We start from the raw sequence: 20,271 nt of genomic DNA, 5'->3' as shown, positions 1-20,271 counted from the left end.
TCAACTCCCGTCCGGGTGGAGCATCAGCGCGGCGGTGCGGAGCAGGATCTTGGCGTCCTGCCACAGGCTCCAGCCCTCGATGTAGCGGTTGTCGAAGCGGGCCCGGTCCTCGATCGAGGTGTCCCCGCGCAGGCCGTTGACCTGCGCCAGGCCGGTCAGCCCGACCGGCACCCGGTGGCGGTCGGCGTACTCGGGGTAGGCCTGGCCGAAGCGCATCACGAAGTACGGGCGCTCGGGGCGGGGGCCGACCAGGCTCATGTCGCCGCGGAGCACGTTCCACAGCTGCGGCAGCTCGTCCAGCGAGCTGCGGCGCAGCAGGCGGCCCACGGCGCCCATCCGGTGGTCCTGCGAGATGTTCCAGCGGGTGGCCGACTCGTGCTCGTTGCTGGGGCGCAGGGTGCGGAACTTGAGGACGGTGAAGACCTTGCCGTCCAGGCCGGTGCGCTGCTGGCGGAACAGCACGCCGGGGCCGGTGTCGAAGCGGACGGCCACGGCGCAGGCGGCCAGCACCGGGGCGAGCACCAGCATGCCGAGGCCGGCGGCGGCGATGTCCAGCGCCCGCTTGACGGGCCAGCCGCCGCGGCGCATGGCGGGGCGGCCCAGCGGCAGGCAGGGGAAGCCGTAGAGGTGGTCGGCGGGGAAGCGGCCGAGCGAGCCGTACTCGCGCAGCGCCGGCACCAGCCAGACCTGGCAGCCGAGCCGTACGGCGTCGCGCAGGGCGGCGGCGGTCTCGGCCTCGTCGGCGGCCCCCTCGGTGGCCACCACGTGGTGGACCCGGTGCCGGCGGATCTCGCGCTCCAGCACCTCGCGGCCGCCGAGCACCGGGAGCCGGGAGTCCTCGGCCAGCAGGACCGGGTCCGGGTCGAGGTAGCCGACCGGGCGTAGGCCGTACTCGCGGCGCTCGGTGAGGGCCGCGGCGATCCGCTGGCCGAGGTGGCCGGCGCCGAGCACCAGCACCGGGCTCGGGCGGCGCCGGCGGGCCTGCCGCAGCAGGTGGTAGGCGAGGGCCCGGCCGCAGGCCAGCAGCAGCAGGATGCCGGTCACCAGCGCGACCAGCCGCAGCGGGGTGGCGGGCCCGCCGGCCGGCCAGCGGCCGTCCAGGCAGGAGGTCAGGGTGACGGCGAAGGCGGTGGCCACGGCGGTCCGGGCGGCCAGCGCCGGGAGTTCGTCCAGCACCGAGAGGCTGAACCGGTTGCGGTAGAGGCCGCCGGCGAGGTTGAGCGGGAGCAGCAGGGGCAGCAGGGCGGCGGTGCCGGCCAGCGGGTTCAGGCCCGGGGCGAGGGCGGCGATGCCGCTCTGGGCGGCGCAGATCGCGAGACTGTCGACGCCGACCAGGGCGAGCGGCAGGACCACCCGGGAGCGGAACGGCCTGCGGTGCCGGCCGAGGCTCGGGGCGGCCCTGGTCCGGGGAGCGGCCGGCCGCTCCAGCAGCTCGGTGGCGGGTCGACGTGGCGCCGACAGGGATCTGCCCGGCCGTGGCACACTCTCGTGGTCAATGGTCATCAGCGCACGAACTCCCCTGCTGTGTACCCGCCGTGGCGGGACAGCCGGATCCGGGGTCGCATCGGCGCGGCGAACCCGGCCCGGTGGACGCGGTCCAGGTGGGCACCTGCTGCCGTAAGCGGCTATCGGCCATTTCTCTGATCGACCTCTGTGAATTGACCGTCGGAAAAACTGGGACGAAGCAGGCAAAATCAGACAGTACCGAACGCCGCCTGAATTTCAGGAAGTTGACCTGCCATTTCATTCCACCCGCCCATTAATCAGACTTTCGGATTTGAATCCGCAAGCACTGCTGTTCAGGCGCGAATACGGCAGCACCTTCGCGACCTTCGCGGCAGGCATTCACGGTCTGAGAAACGATCAGGACCGCTCAGGGACACGGGGCCCTCGACCGGCGGGCAGCGCGGCGGCGGGCAGCACCGAGGCGTAGACGGCGGCCACCCGCCGCACCACCTCGCGGATGTCGTGCCGGGCGGCCAGGTGGGCGCGGGCCAGCAGTCCCCGGCGTTCGCACTCGATCGGATCGGCCAGCGCCCGGCCCAGCAGCGCCGCCAGCGCGGCCGGGTCCTCCGGCGGGACCAGTGCGGCCGCCGCCTGCCCGGGCGGCAGGCACTCCCGGGCCCCGGGCACGTCGGAGAGCAGGACCGGGCGCCCGGTGGCCATCGCCTCCAGCGGGGCCAGCGCCATCCCCTCCCAGCGCGAGGGCAGCACCACCAGGTCGGCCGCCGCCAGCCACGGCCTGGGGTCCGGGACGTCCCCGGCCAGCCGGACCCGGGACGGCTCGGCCAGCCCGCGCACCCGGTCCGCGAGCGCGGCCGCGTCCGGACCGCCGCCGACCAGCGCCAGCCGGGCGGCCGGCACCCGGGCCAGCACCTCGGGCCAGGCCTCGAGCAGCACGTCCTGCCCCTTCTGGCGGCAGAGCCGGCCGACGCAGACCGCCAGCGGCGCCTGCGGGTCCAGGCCCAGCCGCATCCGGGCGGCCCGGCGGGCCGCCCGGTCGGCCACCGCGAAGTGCCGCAGGTCGACCCCGTTGGGCACCACCCGCCAGTCGGCCTCCAGCCCGGCCACCACCCCGTCCACCCGCTCCTGCTCGCTGACGCACAGCAGCGCCTTGGTCCAGCGGGTGGCGAAGCGCTCCCAGCGCACGGTCGCGGCCGCCACCGGCCCGCCGACTGCGGCGAACGACCAGGCGTGCGGCTGGAAGACGGTGGGCAGCGCCCCCCGGACGGCCAGCCGGCCGGCCAGGCCGGCCTTGGCGCTGTGCAGGTGCAGCACGTCCGGGGCGGCCCCCTTGACGATCCGCCGCAGCCGGCGGACCTCCCCCGCCGTCCCGGGGCCGGGCGAGCGCCCGGCCGGCCAGTCCAGCACGAGCGCCCCGGCCGCGGCGGCCTCACCGGCCAGCCGGCCACCGGGCGGGCAGGCCACCAGCACCCGGCAGCCCGCCTCGCGCTGGCCCCGGACCAGGTCGACCACGACCCGGGCGACGCCGCCGTCGACGGGCTGGGAGATGTGAAGGATCGTCATGCGCACGGCGGCGAGCCTAGGTCGGCACACCCTCGGGGCCGGGGTCGGTTCACCCGCCCGAGGGACGGTGCCACCCGTACGGCGCGCCGGCCGCACGGGTGTTCCTCGCTCACGCACGCACGTGCGGGTCAGCCCAGTTCGTCGGCCAGCTTGGCGAGCACCGCGTCGTGGATCCGGTTGAGGCCCTTGGGGGCGAAGGTCCGCTCGAAGAAGCCGCCGATGCCGGTGGCGCCCTGCCAGCTCGCCTCCACCGTCACCCTGGCGCGGTCGGCGCCGGCCGCGGCCACCGTCCAGGTGATCACCATGCTGGAGTTGGCATCGGTCTCCACCAGCTGCCGCTCGCCCGGCGCGGACACCGTGAACAGGCAGTCGCGGACCCGCTTCTCGGTCGCCTGGAGCCGCCAGTGCACCTGGGTGCCGGCACCGGTGCCGCCGGCCTTCACCTCGTACTCGCTGTACTGCGCGGGCAGCAGACGCGGCCGGACGGTGGTGTAGTCGGCCAGCGCCGCGTACACCTGCTCGGGGGTGGCCTGGTAGTCGCGCTCGGTGGTGGCCTGCACCTTGCCCATGTGGCTGCTCTCCTTCTGCGGGCCGGATGCTGCTACCCGGCTGTCGGGGCAAGCCAACCACCGCACTCGGCCGGTGCCCAAACCGGGCCCCGAGATGGGGTGCGGGCCCGCCGGGGCGGCCGGGTTAGGCTGGCCGGTGTGCTCGATCAGGTGACCGCAGTCCGCTATGTCGACCCGCTGCGCGCGGGTGGATCGGTGCCGGGGGTGGTCGAGACCGACGACCTGGGCACCTACGTCGTGAAGTTCACCGGCGCCGGGCAGGGCCGCAAGGCGCTGGTGGCGGAGGTGATCGTCGGCGAGCTGGGCCGGCGGCTCGGGCTGCGGGTGCCCCCGCTGGTCCTGGTGGACTTCGACCCGGCGGTGGCGGCCGGCGAGCCGGATCCGGAGATCCAGGACATCCTGCGGGCCAGCGCCGGGCTCAACCTGGGCATGGACCTGCTGCCCGGCGCCCGCGACTTCCGGCCCGGGCTGCTGGAGGTCGACCCGGCCGAGGCCGGCCGGGTGGTCTGGCTGGACGCGCTGACCGGCAACGTGGACCGCACCACCGCCAACCCCAACCTGATGGTCTGGCACGACCGGCTCTGGCTGATCGACAACGGCTCCGGGCTGGTCTTCCACCACCGCTGGTCCGGCGCCGCCGCCGCCCTGCTCAAGGCCTACCCGATGGCCGCGCACGCCCTCGGCGGCTACCACCCGGACCTGCGGGCCGCCGACGCCGCGCTGGCCCCGCTGGTCACCGAGGCGCTGCTGCGCGAGGTGGTCGACCTGGTGCCGGAGCAGTGGCTGACCGAGGAGCCGGGCTTCGACTCGGTGCCGGCGCTGCGCGCGGCGTACGTGGCGCAGCTGGCCGCGCGGGCCGCCGCCTCGGCGGCCTGGCTGCCGACCTGTTTCGCCACCGAGGAGGAGCAGCGGGCGGCCGAGGCGGCCCGGGCCGCCGCCACCCTGGCGGCCCGGCCGGGCTGGCTGAAGCAGGTGCCCGATCTGCACGGCCGGTCGCAGGTGGAGTCCGACTGGAGCCGGCACGTCGACTGACCGCGCCGACGCCGCCGCGCGGGCCATGAACGGCGGTGCCCCGCCCGGGCGTTGCCCGGGCGGGGCACGGTGGGGCGCCGGGACTACCAGCGCCACCACTGGGCGGCCTTGGCCGCGTTGACGATGCCCGCGCCGTAGAAGCCGTTGTGCGCGGTGGTGCCCTCGCAGACACCGGCGAAGGCGCCGTCGCCGCTCGGGTTGAAGACCGCCGGGCAGACGTGCTCGTCGGCCTGGTGGATCAGCATCGCGCGCAGCTCGTCCGGACCGGCCCAGGGGTGGGTGGAGGCGAGCAGGGCGACCACGCCGACGGTGTGCGGGGAGGCCATCGAGGTGCCCTGCATGTAGCCGTAGCCACCGCGGACGGTGGAGAGCACCCGGCCGTTTTTGTCCGGGGTGTCCGGCAGCTGGTAGCGGGAGTCACCGCCGGGGGCCGCGACGGTCACCTTGCCGTTGCCGTAGCTGGAGTAGAAGGACTTGTCGCCCTTCACGCCCACCGAGCTGGTCACCACGACGCCCGGCAGCTCGGTCGGCAGCGACAGGCAGCCGGCGTCGATCGGGCGCGGGGCCGGGGTGGTGTCGTCCGGGCTGGTCGCATCGGTGGTCTTGTGGGCCAGGTCGATGTTGTCGTTGCCGGCCGCGGCCACGTCGAGCACGCCCTTGCGCTGCGAGAAGGCCACCGCCCGCTTGACGGCCGTGGTCACCGCGGCCTGGTCGGGGTCGTTCTTGCAGTTGAACAGCCAGGGGTCGATGTAGTAGCTGTTGTTGGTCACCGTGAAGTGGTGCTCACCGGCCCAGACGAAGCCGCAGATCGCGTACTCCGGGTAGATGAAGCCGCCGTCGTCCACCACCTTCACCGCCGCGAGCCGCACGCCCGGGGCGATGCCCTCGACCCCCTTGCCGTTCTTGGCGGCGGCGATGGTGCCGGCCACGTGGGTGCCGTGGTCGCTGGTGGTGGGCTGCCAGGAGGCGAACGAGGTGTCCGGCTTCCCGCCGAGGCAGGAGGCGGAGAGCGACGGGTCCACGTTCGCCTTGAGGTCCTCGTGGGTGGCGTCGATGCCGGAGTCCAGCACGCCGACCACCACCCGGCGGCTGCCGAGCGTGCTCTGGTGGGCCTTGTCCACGCCGATCTGGCGCATGTCCCACTGGTTGGCCCAGAGCGGCTCGGAGCCGTCCGCCGGGGTCGCACCGGGGGCGACCCGCTCGATGGTGGACTCGACGTCGGCCGCCACGATGCCGGCCGTACGGCTGGCACCGACCGAGTCGATGCCCCGGACCTTGCGGAGCTTGGCCGCGAAGGAGGTGTCGGTGGAGCGGGCGATCACCACGCCGATCTGCTCGTACGAGTAGACCACCGTGCCACCGGCCCGGGTGACCTCCCGCTCGGCCTTCTTCACCTGGCCGTGGTCGGCCTGGGTGTTCACCACATAGCTGAGCAGCGGCCCGGCCGCCGGAGCGTCCGATCCGGCTGCCGCGGCGGTGCCGGCCGGCAGCGCGATCGAGGCGGCGGTGGCGAGCGCGAGACCTGTCGCCGCCAGCCGTACCCGACGTATCCGAGGAACTCTCATAGGGGATGACCCTCCCGAGTCTCGAAGTGCCCCCACGGATGGCAGGGGCACGCAAGTGGGTGGGACGCTAGTGACCCTCCGATCGCTTCCGCAAGGGCTCCGACGGCAGTGATCCGCCGGCCGCCCGGGCCGGCCCATCTGACCAGCTGATATGGCGTCAGAGAAGTTGGATGTCAGCTGAGGTGTCGGCCGGGGTGCCACCGGAAAGCCGGTACAGCCGGCGGGCGTTGGCCGCGGACAGCTGCCGCTCGATGCGGGCCGCGTCCGCCGCCGTGCAGGCGCCGTCCAGTCGCCAGCCGTCGAGCAGGGTGGCCAGCGCGTGCCGGTACTGGGCCGCGCCGACCAGGAACAGCTCCGGCAGCCCGTAGGCGTCGGTGGAGAACAACACCTTGCCGAACGGCGCCAGTTCGAGCACCTCGCCGAGCACCTGGGCCGCCCGGGGGCCGGTGTGGGAGAGGGTGAGTCCCACGTCCACGTACACCTGCGGGTAGCAGTGCGCCAGCCAGGCGGCCTGCCGGTGGTACGGATAGCAGTGCAGCAACACCAGTGGCACGCCCGAGGGTTCGACCGCGCGGACGAAGTCGGCCAGCAGGGCCGGATCCGCCCGGTGCAGCCGCAGGTCCGGATCGCCGAAGCCGGTGTGCAGCTGGATCGGCAGGCCCAACTCGATCGCCTGCCAGAGCAGATGGCGCAGCAGGACGGGGTCGGTGAGTCGCTCGCACGGGCCGGCCAGCCAGCCCTCGGCCGCCCGGACCACCTCGGCCCGGCCGGGCCGCCCGGGCGGGATGTCCAGCCCGTGCCGGTAGGCGAGCACCGACTTGACCGCGACGGCGCCGGCGCAGGCCGCGGTGAGCGCCTCGGCCAGCGCCTGCGGCCACCGGGCCGGCTCCGCCCTGACCCGCTCGGCGACGCTCTCCAGCCGCACCACCTCGTACACCTCGGCGCCGGACGCCCGGGCGAGGTCGGGGAGCGGGAGCAGCGGCCGGCCCGCGGCCGAGGTGAGGCCGGTGTCCACCAGGCAGGCCGTCAGCCCGGCGGCGGCCAGCAGCAGCCGGGTGGCCCGCTCGGTGCCGAGCTCGCGCCGCCGGGCCAGGTAGTCGGCCGGGTCGGCGTGCGCCGGCAGCCCCAGCGCCGGCGGGCACCAGCGGCGGACGGCGAGGCCGATGGCGCTGGCGAACCGCGGACTGCCCGGCGCCGGCGGGCGGTCCGACTCGGTGAGCAGCGAGCCGAAGGTCTCGTCGTCCGGCTCAGCCGGGCCCGGCCCGGTGGCGAGCACGCTGTGACAGTGCTGGTCGATCAGCATCGGCTCACCAGCGCAGCCTGGTCGCCGCGATCACCTCTTCGGGCTCGCGGCCCGCGAAGCGGCCGACCTCGGCCTCGCGGACCGCCAGCACCGCCGAGTGCAGCTGCTCGCCGAGCGCCTCCCGGAGCAGGTCGGAGGCCTTGAAGGCGGCCGCCGCCGCGGCGAGCTCGGCCGGCAGCCGCTCCGCGTACCCGGAGTCGGCCGGGTCACCGCAGACCTCGGGCGGCAGCCGCAGGCCGCGGTCGATCCCGGCGAACCCGGCCGCCAGCACGCCGCCGATCATCAGATACGGATTGGCGGCGGCGTCGAAGCACTTCACCTCGGCGTTGGCCTGCTCCGGCGTGGAGCCGGGGATCAGGCGCAGCGCCGCCTCGCGGTTCTCCCGGCCCCAGCAGCGGTAGGGCCCCGACCAGCGCCCCGGCACCAGCCGCAGGTAGCTGGCCACGCTCGGCGCACCGAGCGCGAGCAGGGCGGGCAGCTCCGCCAGCACGCCGGCCAGGAAGGCCTCGCCCTCGGCGGTCAGCCCGTACCGGCCGGGGCCGCCGGCGCCCAGGTTCCGCCCGCCCCGCCAGAGGCTGAGGTGCAGGTGCCCGCCGTTGCCCACGCCCCCGACGGTGACCGCGGGGGCGAACGAGGCGTCCAGCCCGTGCCGCACCGAGACCGCCTGCACGGTGTGCCGGACCAGCAGTGCGGTGTCCGCCGCCGCGACCGGGCCGGCCGGGGCGAGCGACACCTCGAACTGGCCGACCGCGTACTCCGGGTGGATCTGCAACACCGTCAATCCCTGCTCCCGCAGGGCGCGCAGGAGGTCGCGCAGGTAGTCGGAGAGCCCGATCAGCCGCCGCATGCCGTACGCGGGCCCGGCGCCCGCACCGTCGACCAGCACCCACTCGACCTCGATGCCGGCCCGCACCTCCAGGCCGCGCCGGGCCGCCTCGGCCGCCATCCGCCCGGCGAACAGCCGCTGGCAGCCGGGGTGCGGCTCGCCGTCCTGCCCGTAGCGGTCGGCCGGGGCCCAGGCCCAGCCGGGCTGGGCGGCCAGGCCGGTGAGCACGGACAGATCCGGGACGAGCCGCAGGTCGCCGACCGGGCTCGCGGTCGGGGCCATCGAGTCGTCCACCAGGAACGCGTCGAAGCAGGGGGCGGCGCCGACGCCCCACTCGGCCGCGTGCGCCAGCTGCTCGACCGGGACGGCCTTCACCCGGTGCACCCCCGCGTTGTCCACCCAGCCGAGGATCACGCCGTCGACGCCCGGGCCCAGCCGGTCGGCGGCGGCGCGGGCGCGGGCGGCGCGCTCGGTGCGGGACAGCATCGTGGTCACCCGGCCATGCTGCCGCGACGATGGCACGTACACCGAGCAGTCGCCCCGCGCTTCACCCGGACGGCGGAGCGCGCGGGCCGGGTAAACCTGATGTGACGCAGGTCACGTACGGCCCCGAAATTTCCGGGGACTCTCTCCCCGTTTAGGCTAGTGTCAACGGAAGCGGGGAGTCATTCCCCGGAAGCATCCGCCACCGGACCGAAGGGAGCACCCGATGACCACCACGACACCGCGGGCCCCGCGGCTGCGGGCGGACGCCAGCCGCAATCGCGCCCGGATCATCGCAGCGGCCCGCGAGGCCTTCGTCGAGCACGGCGCGGACGTGCCGCTCGACGAGATCGCGCGTCGGGCGGGAGTCGGCAACGCGACGCTCTACCGCAACTTCGCGGACCGCCGCGAGTTGATCCACCATGTCACGCTGTCGGTCCTGGACCAGGTGGTGGAGCACGCCGAGCGGGCGATGGCCGAGGAGCCGGACGCCTTCGCGGCGCTGACCCGGTTCACCCACGCCGCCGCCGACGAGCGGATGGGCGCCCTGTGCCCGCTGCTCTCCGACCACATCGACATGCACGACCCCGAGCTGCACGAGGCCAAGGCCCGCCTGCAGGAGACCACCACCGAGGTGATCACCCGGGCGCACCTCAGCGGACAGCTGCGCGAGGACGTGGGCGTCGGCGACTTCGTGGTCGCCATCACCCAGCTGACCCGCCCGCTGCCCGGCACCCACTGCCTCGACCTCGACCAGTTCGTCCACCGCCACCTGCAGCTGTTCCTGGACGGCGTGCAGGCCCCGGCCCGATCCACCCTGCCCGGCCGCGCCGTCACCCTGGACGACCTCAAGCCGCGCGTCTGACCTTCCCGTCCCGTCATCTTCTTCTGCACGTCCCGTCTTTCGCACATCTCCGTCTCGCACGTCCCGTCCCGCGCAGGTCCTGGTACTGCCGCCTGCCGTTCCGCTCTCTCGCACACAAGTGGGTATCCCCATGTCTGAATCAGCCCTGCAGCCCGATCCGCGGCGGTGGAAGGCGCTCATCTTCATCGGCCTCGCCCAGCTGATGGTCGTCCTGGACGCCACGGTCGTGAACATCGCGCTCCCCTCCGCCCAGGCCGACCTCGGCATATCCGACGCCAACCGGCAGTGGGTGATCACCGCCTACGCGCTGGCCTTCGGCGGCCTGCTGCTGTTCGGCGGCCGGATCGCCGACCTGTGGGGCCGCAAGCGGACCTTCACGGTCGGCCTGATCGGCTTCGCGCTCGCCTCGGCGGTCGGCGGCATGGCCGCCAACACCGGCATGCTGCTCGGCGCCCGCGCCCTGCAGGGCGTCTTCGGCGCACTGCTCGCCCCGGCCGCGCTCTCGCTGCTCGCGGTGATGTTCACCGACGCCAAGGAGCGGGCCAAGGCCTTCGGCATCTACGGCGCGATCGCGGGCGGCGGCGGCGCCATCGGCCTGATCCTGGGCGGCCTGCTCACCGAGTACCTGAACTGGCGCTGGACCTTCTACGTCAACATCCCGTTCGCCCTGGTCGCGGTCGCCGGCGCGGTGCTGGTGATCAAGGAGCCGGTCGGCAGCCAGAACCGCAACCGCCTGGACATCCCGGGCGTGCTGCTGGTCACCACCGGCCTGGTCTCGCTGGTCTACGGCTTCACCCGCGCCGAGTCGGACGGCTGGACCTCCGGCAGCACCCTCGGCCTGTTCGCCGCCGCCGCCGTCCTGCTGGTCGCGTTCGTGCTGGTCGAGAGCAAGGTCAAGGCCCCGCTGCTGCCCCTGCGGGTGGTCACCGAGCGCAACCGCGGCGGCGTCTACCTGTCGCTGGGCATGGCCGTGATCGGCATGTTCGGGCTGTTCCTGTTCCTGACCTACTACCTGCAGGTCGTGCTCGGCTACACCCCGGTCGTCACCGGCCTGGCCTTCCTGCCGATGGTCGCCGGCATGATCACCGGCTCGACCCAGATCGGCGCCCGCCTGATGACCCGGGTGGCCCCGCGCCACCTGATGGCGCCCGGCTTCCTGGTCGCCTCGGTCGGCATGCTGATCCTCACCCAGATCAAGGTCGACAGCTCCTACTGGGACCTGCTGCCCGGCCTGATCCTGATGGGCCTCGGCATGGGTACCGCCTTCATGCCGGCCATGAGCATGGCCACCCACGGCGTGAAGCCGCAGGACGCCGGTGTCGCCTCCGCGATGGTCAACACCTCGCAGCAGGTCGGCGGCGCGATCGGCACGGCGCTGCTGAACACCATCGCCAACAGCGCCGGTGTCGCCTACGCCAAGGCCCACCACATCGGCCCGACGTCCCCCAAGCTCCAGCAGCTGGAGGGCATGGTGCACAGCTTCTCCACCGCCATCTGGTGGTCCTTCGGGATCCTGGTGCTGGCGGCCGGCGTGGCCTTCGCCCTGATCAACACCGGCCGTCCGGAGGCCCACCAGGCCACCGGCGCCGACTCCGACGAGCTCGCCGTGCCCGTCATGGCGCACTGACGCTCCGCCCCACCCCACTGCGGCCCGCCCGGTACCCACCGGGCGGGCCGCGGTGCGTTCAGCGGACGTAGTCCCTGAGCACCTCGGTGTCGAGCGTGACGGAGACCGGACCCAAGATCACGACCTCGTGTCCGTACGAGTGCGTGACCGCACTCCGGTACCGGCCGCCCTCGGGCACCGGCTTGACTCCGATCCTGCCGTTGATGAACTCCAGCGTCACGTCCTCCCGCGCGGCAGCTGTCGCGATGGCCTCGAAGGCCGCACGGTCGATCTGGGCCCGGTCCAAGGTCATGACTGCCCTGGTGTCCTCCTTCGGCCGGCGCGGCCGCCGTGTGGCAACCCGCGTGTCCCGAGGGCGGGTTGCCCCCTTCCTACCTCGAGGTAACTCGGCTACAGTGACCGCACGCACCACTGCCGGGCTTCGGGAGCCGCACCGGCAGGGCCGCGGCCGTCTGTGATCGACGGCCGCCCTGGTGTTCTGCTTCCCGGCCCTCGGGGCCTCTTCAGCGCAGCACGTCAGCGCCGCTTCAGTGTTCTTCCAGAGCGCCTGAGCACCACGGCACACCCTCAGCACGGCCGGAGCGGACCGGCCCCTGTCGGCATGCCTCGACACGTCATCTCCCGCCCCCGCGCCGCCGAACCCTCCTCCCGCGCACCCTGCGCCGCCGCTCGACGACGGGCCGGCCGGCCGTGCGGGAGCGCGGCGCGGGCCCATGACTAGGAGTCCGGACAATGGAGCGTCCCTTCCCCACTGTCGCTGTGGTCGGCCTCGGCACCATGGGTGCCGGCGTCGCCGTCGCGGTGGCCCGCAGCGGCCGCCGGGTGATCGGCATCGAGGCCGACCAGGCCTCCGCCGCCCGCGCACTGGCCCGGATCGAGGAGGCCACCGCGCACGCCGTCGAGCGTGAGCGGTTCACCCCCGAGGCCCGCAGCGCCCTGCTCGCCCTGATCTCGGTCGGCCACGACCTGGAGGCCGCCGCCGGCGCCGACCTGGTGATCGAGGAGGTGCCGGAGCAGCTGGAGCTGAAGCGGCGGATCTTCGCCGAGCTGGACCGGATCTGCCCGGCCGGGACCGTCCTCGCCACCGGCACCACCGCCCTGTCGGTGACCCGGATCGCCGCCGCCACCGCCCGCCCCGAGCGGGTGCTCGGCGTGCACTTCTTCAACCCGGTGCACTCGATGCGGCTGGTCGAGGTGGTCCGCACCGTGCTGACCTCGCCGCAGGCCGCCGAGGACGTCGCCGCCCTCGCCCGTGAGCTGGACAAGGAGCCGGTGGCGGCGGGTGACCGGGCCGGCTTCATCGTCAACGGCCTGCTCTTCGCCTACCTCAACCAGGCCGCCGCGATGTTCGAGTCGCGGTACGCCACCCGGGAGGACATCGACGCCGCGATGCGGCTGGGCTGCGGCCTGCCGATGGGCCCGCTGGCGCTGCTCGACCTGATCGGCATCGACACCGCCCGCACCGTGCTGGAGGCGATGTACGAGCAGTCCAAGGACCGGCTGCACGCGCCCGCCCCGATCCTCGGCCAGCTGGCCGCCGCCGGGCTGCTGGGCCGCAAGTCGGGCCGCGGCTTCTACACCTACGAGGCCCCCGGGTCGTCCAAGGTGGTCGCCGGGTCGGCCACCGGCCGGGCCGGCCGGGTGGCCGGCCGCGAGGTGCGCAGCATCGGCGTCTGCGGATCGGGCACCATGGCGACCGGCATCGCGGAGGTGCTGGCCAAGGCCGGGTACCCGGTGCTGCTGGCCGCGCGCAGCCAGGAGAAGGCCGACCGGGCCAAGACCCAGCTGGCCCGGTCGCTGGAGCGCTCGGTGGCCAAGGGCCGGCTGACCGCGGAGCAGCGGGACGCGGCGCTCGCGCTGACCACCCCGACCGGGCAGTACACCGACCTGGCCGAGGTCGACCTGGTGGTCGAGGCGGTGGCGGAGGACCTGGAGGTCAAGCGGGAGCTGTTCGCCACCCTCGACAAGATCTGCAAGCCGGGCGCGGTGCTCGCCACCACCACCTCCAGCCTGCCGGTGATCAGCTGTGCGACCGCGACCTCGCGGCCGCAGGACGTGATCGGCATGCACTTCTTCAACCCGGCGCCGGCCATGAAGCTGGTCGAGGTGGTCTCCACCGTGCTGACCGCCGAGGACGTCACCTCGACCGTGCTGGAGCTGTGCGGCAAGGCCCGCAAGCACGCGGTGGAGTGCGGCGACCGGGCCGGCTTCATCGTGAACGCGCTGCTCTTCCCCTACCTGAACGACGCGGTGCGGATGCTGCAGGAGCACTACGCGACCGTGGACGACATCGACACCGCGATGAAGCTGGGCTGCGGCTACCCGATGGGTCCGTTCGAGCTGCTGGACGTGGTCGGCCTGGACGTGTCGCTGACCATCGAGCAGGTCCTCCACCAGGAGTTCCGCGAGCCGGGGCTGGCGGCGGCGCCGCTGCTGGAGCACCTGGTGGCGGCCGGCTGCCTGGGCCGCAAGAGTGGTCGCGGCTTCCGCGACCACGCCCGCCGGTGACCGGGCGGGCGCCCGGCCGGCCGGGCGCCGTGCCGGCCGGTGCGGGGCCCGGGGCGCCGGGTGTCCCCGGGGTCCCGGCCGCGCTGCCCGGGGTGCTTCCGGGCGCTCCGCGGCGGCCGGCCGGGCCGGCCTGGGGCAGTGGTCCGGGGGGCGCCCCGGCAGGTGCCCGGTGGCAGCGGCCGGCCGCCCCGGTGTCCACGGCGCCGGTGCGCCGGCCGAAGCCGGCGGCGGGCGCGCCCGGGGCGTGTAGCGTTCCGGCCATGGATCGGGACCATTCATCCTCGGAGCAGACCCCTTCGGAGCACCCGGCCGGCCGGGTGCCGGCGGAGGCCGGCGCGGGCAGCCGGCGGGCGGCGGCGCAACGGCAGCAGATGCGCCAGGACCTGGCGACCGCGGCCATGGAGCTGTTCGCCACCCAGGGCTACGAGGAGACGACGGTCGATCAGATCGCCGCCGCGGCCGGGGTCGCCCGCCGGACCTTCTTCCGGTACTTCCGGTCCAAGGAGGAGGCGATCTTCCCGGACCACGACGACACCCTGGTCCGGGTGGCCGACCTGCTGGCGAGCGCGGACTCCGAGGAGCACCCGCTGGACGTGGTGTGCCGGGGCATCAAGGAGGTGCTCCGGATGTACGCCTCCACGCCGGCGGTCTCGGTCGCCCGGTACCAGCTGATCCGGCAGGTGCCGGCGCTGCGCGAGCGGGAGATCGCGGTGGTGGCCAGGTACGAGCGGCTGTTCACCCGGTACCTGCTCGGGCGCTTCGACGCCGCGGAGGAGACCCCGCCGAGCTGGCAGCGCGGCGGGGACGACGACTCGATGCTCGCCGAGGTGTCCGCGGCGGCCGTGGTGGCGGCCCACAACCACGTGCTCAGACGCTGGCTGCGGGCCGGCGGGCACGGCGACGTGGAGTCCCAGCTGGACCACTCCTTCGCGGTGATCCGGGGGACGTTCTGGCCGACGCCGCCGAGCGGTGCCAGACGTCGTGGTACTGCTGTGGCACCCGGTGCCACGAGTGACTCGCTGTCACCGATGGAGGCCGCCGCGGTGAGCGCACTCAGTGCCAGCCCCGGCGGTGAGGTGCTCATCACAGTCGCCCGGACCGATGCCCCGCTCGACCTGGTGGTCGACTCCATCAGGGCGGCACTGGCCGGCTCCCAGGCTGGTTAACGCAGGAAAAACACACAGGTCAAGACCGATTCGAAGGCCCGCCCGGGAGTTTTCCGGGCGGGCCTTCGAGCTGCCCGGCGCCGGCCGCTCGAACTGTCGTCGGGTTCACTCGAACTGGTGACACCCGGTGTCTTTACGAGTGGCACAGGGTGCCACTACTTTGTTACCCATCGGTCGCGGCGCCGCGGCTCCCCACCTCGGCGCGCCGTGTCCGGCGTCCCCGCACAGCTGGGGGCGAGCACCACCAGCACCACCTCGGCGACCCACCCATCCGTCGCACCCGCAGGACCCACCCACAGACCCTCAGCGAAGCCGGTGTCCGCTCCCGGCTCCCCCAGACGCCCTGTGCGCCCTCGACACAGGTACGCCTTCGGAGGCAGCCATGCAGGAAATCCTCGACGCGATCCTCAGCTCCGACAGCACCGCGGCGGACTTCGCCGCGATCAAGCTCCCGGAGTCCTACCGCGCCGTCACGCTCCACAAGGACGAGGAGCAGATGTTCGCCGGCCTCGACAGCCGGGACAAGGATCCTCGTAAGTCCCTGCACCTCGACGAGGTCGCACTGCCCGAGCTCGGCCCGGGCGAGGCCCTGGTCGCCGTGATGGCCAGCGCGGTGAACTACAACACCGTCTGGTCCTCGATCTACGAGCCGGTCTCCACCTTCGGCTTCCTGCAGCGGTACGGCCGGCTGTCCCCGCTGACCAAGCGGCACGACCTGCCCTACCACGTGCTCGGCTCGGACCTGGCGGGCGTGGTGCTGCGCACCGGCGCCGGCGTCAACGCCTGGAAGCCGGGCGACGAGGTGGTCGCGCACTGCCTGTCGGTCGAGCTGGAGAGCTCCGACGGCCACAACGACACGATGATGGACCCGGAGCAGCGGATCTGGGGCTTCGAGACCAACTTCGGCGGCCTGGCCCAGATCGCCCTGGTGAAGACCAACCAGCTGATGCCCAAGCCGGCCCACCTGACCTGGGAGGAGGCCGCCTCCCCCGGCCTGGTCAACTCCACCGCCTACCGCCAGCTGGTGTCGCAGAACGGCGCCGGCATGAAGCAGGGCGACAACGTGCTGATCTGGGGCGCCAGCGGCGGCCTCGGCTCGTACGCCACCCAGTACGCGCTGGCCGGCGGTGCGACGCCGATCTGCGTGGTCTCCAGCGCCCAGAAGGCCGACATCTGCCGGGCCATGGGCGCCGAGGCGATCATCGACCGCAGCGCCGAGGGGTACCGGTTCTGGAAGGACGAGAACACCCAGGACCCGCGCGAGTGGAAGCGCCTGGGCGGCCGGATCCGCGAGCTGACCGGCGGCGAGGACGTGGACATCGTCTTCGAGCACCCGGGCCGGGAGACCTTCGGCGCCTCGGTCTACGTCACCCGCAAGGGCGGCACCATCGTCACCTGTGCCTCCACCTCGGGCTACATGCACCAGTACGACAACCGCTACCTGTGGATGTCGCTGAAGAAGATCGTCGGCTCGCACTTCGCCAACTACCGCGAGGCCTGGGAGGCCAACCGGCTGGTCGCCAAGGGCAAGATCCACCCCACCCTCTCCAAGGTCTACTCCCTGGAGGAGACCGGCCAGGCCGCCCTCGACGTGCACCACAACAAGCACCAGGGCAAGGTCGGCGTCCTGTGCCTGGCCCCCGAGGAGGGCCTGGGCGTGCGCGACCCGGAGTTCCGCGCCAAGCACGTCGACGCCATCAACCGCTTCCGGGACATCTGATGGCCGAGCAAACCGGTGAGCGCGTCCAGCGGGACCGCCCCTGGCTGATGCGCACCTACGCGGGCCACTCCACCGCGAGCGACTCCAACGCGCTCTACCGGCGGAACCTGGCCAAGGGCCAGACCGGCCTGTCGGTCGCCTTCGACCTGCCCACCCAGACCGGGTACGACTCCGACCACATCCTCGCCCGCGGCGAGGTCGGCCGGGTCGGCGTCCCGGTGGGCCACGTCGGCGACATGCGGACGCTGTTCGACGGCATCCCGCTGGAGCAGACCAACACCTCGATGACGATCAACGCCACCGCGATGTGGATGCTGGCGCTCTACCAGGTGGTCGCCGAGGAGCAGGGCGCGGACATCGCCAAGCTCACCGGCACCACCCAGAACGACATCGTCAAGGAGTACCTGTCGCGCGGGACGCACGTCTTCCCGCCCGGCCCCTCGGTCCGGCTGATCACCGACATGATCGCCTACACGGTCGGCAACATCCCCAAGTGGAACCCGATCAACATCTGCAGCTACCACCTGCAGGAGGCCGGGGCCACCCCGGTCCAGGAGATCGCGTACTCGATGTGCACGGCGATCGCGGTGCTGGACGCCGTCCGGGACTCGGGCCAGGTGCCGCCGGAGCGGATGGGCGAGGTGGTCGCCCGGATCTCCTTCTTCGTGAACGCGGGCGTCCGCTTCATCGAGGAGATGTGCAAGATGCGCGCCTTCGGCCGGCTCTGGGAGAAGGTCACCCGCGAGCGCTACGGCATCGAGGACGCCAAGCAGCGCCGCTTCCGGTACGGCGTCCAGGTCAACTCGCTCGGCCTGACCGAGGCCCAGCCGGAGAACAACGTCCAGCGGATCGTGCTGGAGATGCTCGCCGTCACGCTCTCCAAGGACGCCCGGGCCCGCGCCGTCCAGCTGCCGGCGTGGAACGAGGCGCTCGGCCTGCCCCGGCCCTGGGACCAGCAGTGGTCGCTGCGGATCCAGCAGGTGCTGGCCTACGAGTCCGACCTGCTGGAGTACGGCGACATCTTCAACGGCTCCGAGGTGATCGAGGCCAAGACCGCCGACCTGCTGGCCGGGGCCGAGGCCGAGATCGCCAAGGTGCTGGAGATGGGCGGGGTGATCCCGGCCGTCGAGTCCGGCTACCTCAAGTCCAACCTGGTCGCCTCGCACGCCGCCCGGCGGGCCCGGATCGAGGCCGGCGAGGACAAGATCATCGGGGTGAACTGCTTCGACACCACGGAGGAGAACCCGCTCACCGCGGACCTGGACGCGGCGATCATGGTGGTCGACCCGGCCTCCGAGCAGTCCGTGCTCGACTCGCTGCGGGCCTGGCGCGAGGGCCGGGACGAGACGGCCGTCCAGACCACGCTGGCCGAGCTCAAGGCCACCGCCGCCACCGCCGACAACCTGATGCCGGCCACGCTGGCCTGCGCCCGGGCCGGGGTCACCACCGGCGAGTGGTCCTTCGCCCTGCGCGAGGTGTTCGGCGAGTACCGCGCCCCCACCGGGGTCGGCGGCGCGCCGGTGGCCGTGGCCGCCGAGCCCGGCGGCGAGCTCGCCGCGGTCCGCGAGGCGGTCGCCGCCACCGCGGCCGAGCTGGGCACCGGCAAGCTCCGCCTGCTGGTCGGCAAGCCGGGCCTGGACGGCCACTCCAACGGTGCCGAGCAGATCGCGGTCCGGGCCAGGGACGCCGGCTTCGAGGTGGTCTACCAGGGCATCCGGCTGACGCCCGAGCAGATCGTCTCCGCCGCCGTCGCCGAGGACGTGCACTGCGTGGGGCTGTCGATCCTCTCCGGCGCCCACCCCGAGCTGGTCCCGGACGTGCTGCACCGGCTGCGCCGCGCCGGGGTGGAGGATGTGCCCGTGATCGTGGGTGGCATCATCCCGGCTGCGGACGCCGAGACTCTCAAGGCCGCCGGTGTCGCCGCGGTCTTCACACCGAAGGACTTCGGCATCACCACCATCATCGGCCGGATCGTGGACGAGATCCGGCTGGCCAACAGGCTTCAGCCCTGGGCCGCCGCCACCGCTGCGACCAGCTGACCGGGAAGGACCAACCCCCTCATGACCACCGTCAACCGCCTCCGGCCCCGCCGTTCCTGCCTGGCCGTGCCCGGCAGCAACCCGCGCTTCCTGGAGAAGGCCCAGGGCCTGCCGGCCGACCAGGTCTTCCTCGACCTGGAGGACGCCTGCGCCCCGCTGGTCAAGGAGAGCGCCCGGCACAACATCGTCGACGCCCTCAACAACGGCGACTGGGGCAAGAAGACCCGCGTGGTCCGGGTCAACGACTGGACCACCCACTGGACCTACCGTGACGTGATCACCGTGGTCGAGGGCGCCGGGCCGAACCTGGACTGCATCATGCTGCCCAAGGTCCAGGACGCCACCCAGGTCAAGGCGCTCGACCTGCTGCTCACCCAGATCGAGAAGACCATGGGCTTCGAGGTCGGCCGGATCGGCATCGAGGCGCAGATCGAGAACGCCAAGGGCCTGGTCAACGTCGACGAGATCGCCGCCGCCTCGCCCCGGCTGGAGACCATCATCTTCGGCCCGGCCGACTTCATGGCCTCGATCAACATGAAGACCCTGGTGGTCGGCCAGCAGCCCCCCGGCTACCCGGCCGACGCGTACCACTACATCCTGATGCGCATCCTGATGGCCGCCCGCACCCACGACCTGCAGGCGATCGACGGCCCCTACCTCCAGATCCGCAACCAGGAGGGGTACCGCGAGGTGGCCGGCCGCGCCGCCGCGCTCGGCTTCGACGGCAAGTGGGTGCTCCACCCGGACCAGGTCGCCGCGGCGAACGAGATCTTCTCGCCCTCCCAGGAGGACTACGACCACGCCGAGCTGATCCTGGACGCCTACGACTGGTGCACCTCGGAGGCCGGCGGCGCCAAGGGCTCCGCGATGCTCGGCGACGAGATGATCGACGAGGCCAGCCGCAAGATGGCCCTGGTCATCGCCGGCAAGGGCCGGGCCGCCGGCTTCGAGCGCACCTCCAAGTTCGAGCCCCCGCAGGCCTGAGCTCCGCCACCTCCCTAAGGAATCTGAATCATGCAGTTCGGACGCACCTACGAGGAGTTCGAGGTCGGCGCGGTTTACAAGCACTGGCCCGGCAAGACGGTCACCGAGTACGACGACCACCTCTTCTGCCTGCTGACCATGAACCACCACCCGCTCCACATGGACACCAACTATGCGGAGCGGACGACGGACTTCGGCAAGAACGTCGTGGTGGGCAACTACATCTACTCGCTGCTGCTCGGGATGTCCGTCCCGGACGTCTCCGGGAAGGCGATCGCCAACCTGGAGATCGAGTCGCTGCGGCACATCGCGCCGACCTTCCACGGCGACACCCTCTACGGCGAGACCGTGGTGCTCGACAAGTGGCCGTCCAAGTCCAAGGACGACCGCGGCATCGTCTACGTCGAGACCAAGGGCTACAAGCAGGACGGCACGGTGGTCTGCATCTTCCGCCGCAAGGTGATGGTGCCCACCGAGACGTACATCAAGGCCCGCGGCGGCGAGCAGCCCGGCCGCCCGGAGCCGCTCTCCTAGGCCAACGGCCTTCCACGAACCCC

The 20,271-nt window shown here is 73.0% G+C and carries 16 protein-coding genes; 9 read left to right on the top strand and 7 right to left on the bottom strand.

Annotated elements, in window-relative coordinates; genetic code table 11:
- From AB0K43_RS05865 to AB0K43_RS05855, 3 genes are all read right to left on the bottom strand, one after another.
- Nucleotides 1–1,503: a sugar transferase gene (locus tag AB0K43_RS05865; RefSeq protein ID WP_363636165.1), complete on the bottom strand. Its 1,503-nt coding sequence runs from the start codon at nucleotides 1,501–1,503 to the stop codon at nucleotides 1–3.
- 360 nt (nucleotides 1,504–1,863) lie between these two features.
- Nucleotides 1,864–3,027: a glycosyltransferase gene (locus AB0K43_RS05860; protein ID WP_363636164.1), complete on the bottom strand. Its 1,164-nt coding sequence runs from the start codon at nucleotides 3,025–3,027 to the stop codon at nucleotides 1,864–1,866.
- A 128-nt stretch (nucleotides 3,028–3,155) separates the two neighbouring features.
- Nucleotides 3,156–3,596, bottom strand: coding sequence for an SRPBCC family protein (locus AB0K43_RS05855; protein WP_363636162.1), 441 nt, complete (start codon nucleotides 3,594–3,596; stop codon nucleotides 3,156–3,158).
- Between the two features lie 138 nt (nucleotides 3,597–3,734).
- Between AB0K43_RS05855 and AB0K43_RS05850 the strand changes: the two genes are divergently transcribed.
- Nucleotides 3,735–4,628 carry a HipA family kinase gene (locus AB0K43_RS05850; RefSeq protein WP_363636160.1) on the top strand — a complete coding sequence of 298 codons (894 nt, stop codon included), beginning with the start codon at nucleotides 3,735–3,737 and terminating at the stop codon, nucleotides 4,626–4,628.
- An 83-nt stretch (nucleotides 4,629–4,711) separates the two neighbouring features.
- Here the strand turns inward: AB0K43_RS05850 and AB0K43_RS05845 are convergent, their stop codons facing one another.
- From AB0K43_RS05845 to AB0K43_RS05835, 3 genes are all read right to left on the bottom strand, one after another.
- Nucleotides 4,712–6,193: a S8 family serine peptidase gene (locus AB0K43_RS05845; protein WP_363636158.1), complete on the bottom strand. Its 1,482-nt coding sequence runs from the start codon at nucleotides 6,191–6,193 to the stop codon at nucleotides 4,712–4,714.
- A 157-nt stretch (nucleotides 6,194–6,350) separates the two neighbouring features.
- The gene (locus AB0K43_RS05840) at nucleotides 6,351–7,496 is read right to left on the bottom strand and encodes an amidohydrolase family protein (protein ID WP_363636156.1); all 1,146 of its coding nucleotides are present in this window, start codon (nucleotides 7,494–7,496) and stop codon (nucleotides 6,351–6,353) included.
- Between the two features lie 4 nt (nucleotides 7,497–7,500).
- On the bottom strand, nucleotides 7,501–8,808 hold the full coding sequence (locus AB0K43_RS05835) for a glutamine synthetase family protein (protein ID WP_363636296.1): 1,308 nt from the start codon (nucleotides 8,806–8,808) through the stop codon (nucleotides 7,501–7,503).
- Between the two features lie 223 nt (nucleotides 8,809–9,031).
- Here AB0K43_RS05835 and AB0K43_RS05830 point away from each other — a divergent pair, with 223 nt between their 5' ends.
- Nucleotides 9,032–9,670 (top strand): TetR/AcrR family transcriptional regulator, encoded by a 639-nt coding sequence (locus tag AB0K43_RS05830; protein ID WP_363636154.1) that lies wholly within the window; start codon nucleotides 9,032–9,034, stop codon nucleotides 9,668–9,670.
- A gap of 130 nt (nucleotides 9,671–9,800) precedes the next feature.
- Entirely contained in the window at nucleotides 9,801–11,297 is a 1,497-nt protein-coding gene (locus AB0K43_RS05825) for an MFS transporter (RefSeq protein WP_363636152.1), read from the top strand.
- Between the two features lie 58 nt (nucleotides 11,298–11,355).
- Here the strand turns inward: AB0K43_RS05825 and AB0K43_RS05820 are convergent, their stop codons facing one another.
- Nucleotides 11,356–11,589, bottom strand: coding sequence for a hypothetical protein (locus AB0K43_RS05820; RefSeq protein ID WP_363636150.1), 234 nt, complete (start codon nucleotides 11,587–11,589; stop codon nucleotides 11,356–11,358).
- Between the two features lie 440 nt (nucleotides 11,590–12,029).
- Between AB0K43_RS05820 and AB0K43_RS05815 the strand changes: the two genes are divergently transcribed.
- The 6 genes from AB0K43_RS05815 to AB0K43_RS05790 all read left to right on the top strand — a co-directional run bounded on the left by AB0K43_RS05815 (nucleotide 12,030) and on the right by AB0K43_RS05790 (nucleotide 20,248).
- Nucleotides 12,030–13,805 (top strand): 3-hydroxybutyryl-CoA dehydrogenase, encoded by a 1,776-nt coding sequence (locus AB0K43_RS05815; RefSeq protein ID WP_363636148.1) that lies wholly within the window; start codon nucleotides 12,030–12,032, stop codon nucleotides 13,803–13,805.
- 260 nt (nucleotides 13,806–14,065) lie between these two features.
- Complete coding sequence (locus tag AB0K43_RS05810; protein ID WP_363636146.1) at nucleotides 14,066–14,971, top strand: TetR family transcriptional regulator; 906 nt, start codon at nucleotides 14,066–14,068, stop codon at nucleotides 14,969–14,971.
- 382 nt (nucleotides 14,972–15,353) lie between these two features.
- Nucleotides 15,354–16,691 carry a crotonyl-CoA carboxylase/reductase gene (gene ccrA, locus AB0K43_RS05805; RefSeq protein WP_363636144.1) on the top strand — a complete coding sequence of 446 codons (1,338 nt, stop codon included), beginning with the start codon at nucleotides 15,354–15,356 and terminating at the stop codon, nucleotides 16,689–16,691.
- Nucleotides 16,691–18,730: a protein meaA gene (locus AB0K43_RS05800; protein ID WP_363636142.1), complete on the top strand. Its 2,040-nt coding sequence runs from the start codon at nucleotides 16,691–16,693 to the stop codon at nucleotides 18,728–18,730. Before ccrA ends, AB0K43_RS05800 begins: the two co-directional genes overlap by 1 nt.
- A gap of 21 nt (nucleotides 18,731–18,751) precedes the next feature.
- On the top strand, nucleotides 18,752–19,714 hold the full coding sequence (locus AB0K43_RS05795; protein WP_350641647.1) for a CoA ester lyase: 963 nt from the start codon (nucleotides 18,752–18,754) through the stop codon (nucleotides 19,712–19,714).
- A 30-nt stretch (nucleotides 19,715–19,744) separates the two neighbouring features.
- Entirely contained in the window at nucleotides 19,745–20,248 is a 504-nt protein-coding gene (locus tag AB0K43_RS05790) for a MaoC family dehydratase (protein ID WP_363636140.1), read from the top strand.
- The last annotated feature ends 23 nt before the right edge of the window (nucleotides 20,249–20,271 follow it).

Origin of the sequence: Kitasatospora sp. NPDC049258 (assembly GCF_040678895.1) — a bacterium.
Taxonomy (GTDB): domain Bacteria; phylum Actinomycetota; class Actinomycetes; order Streptomycetales; family Streptomycetaceae; genus Kitasatospora.
Note: the sequence above shows the minus strand (reverse complement) of the source record. Positions and strands in the feature narration are given on the sequence as shown.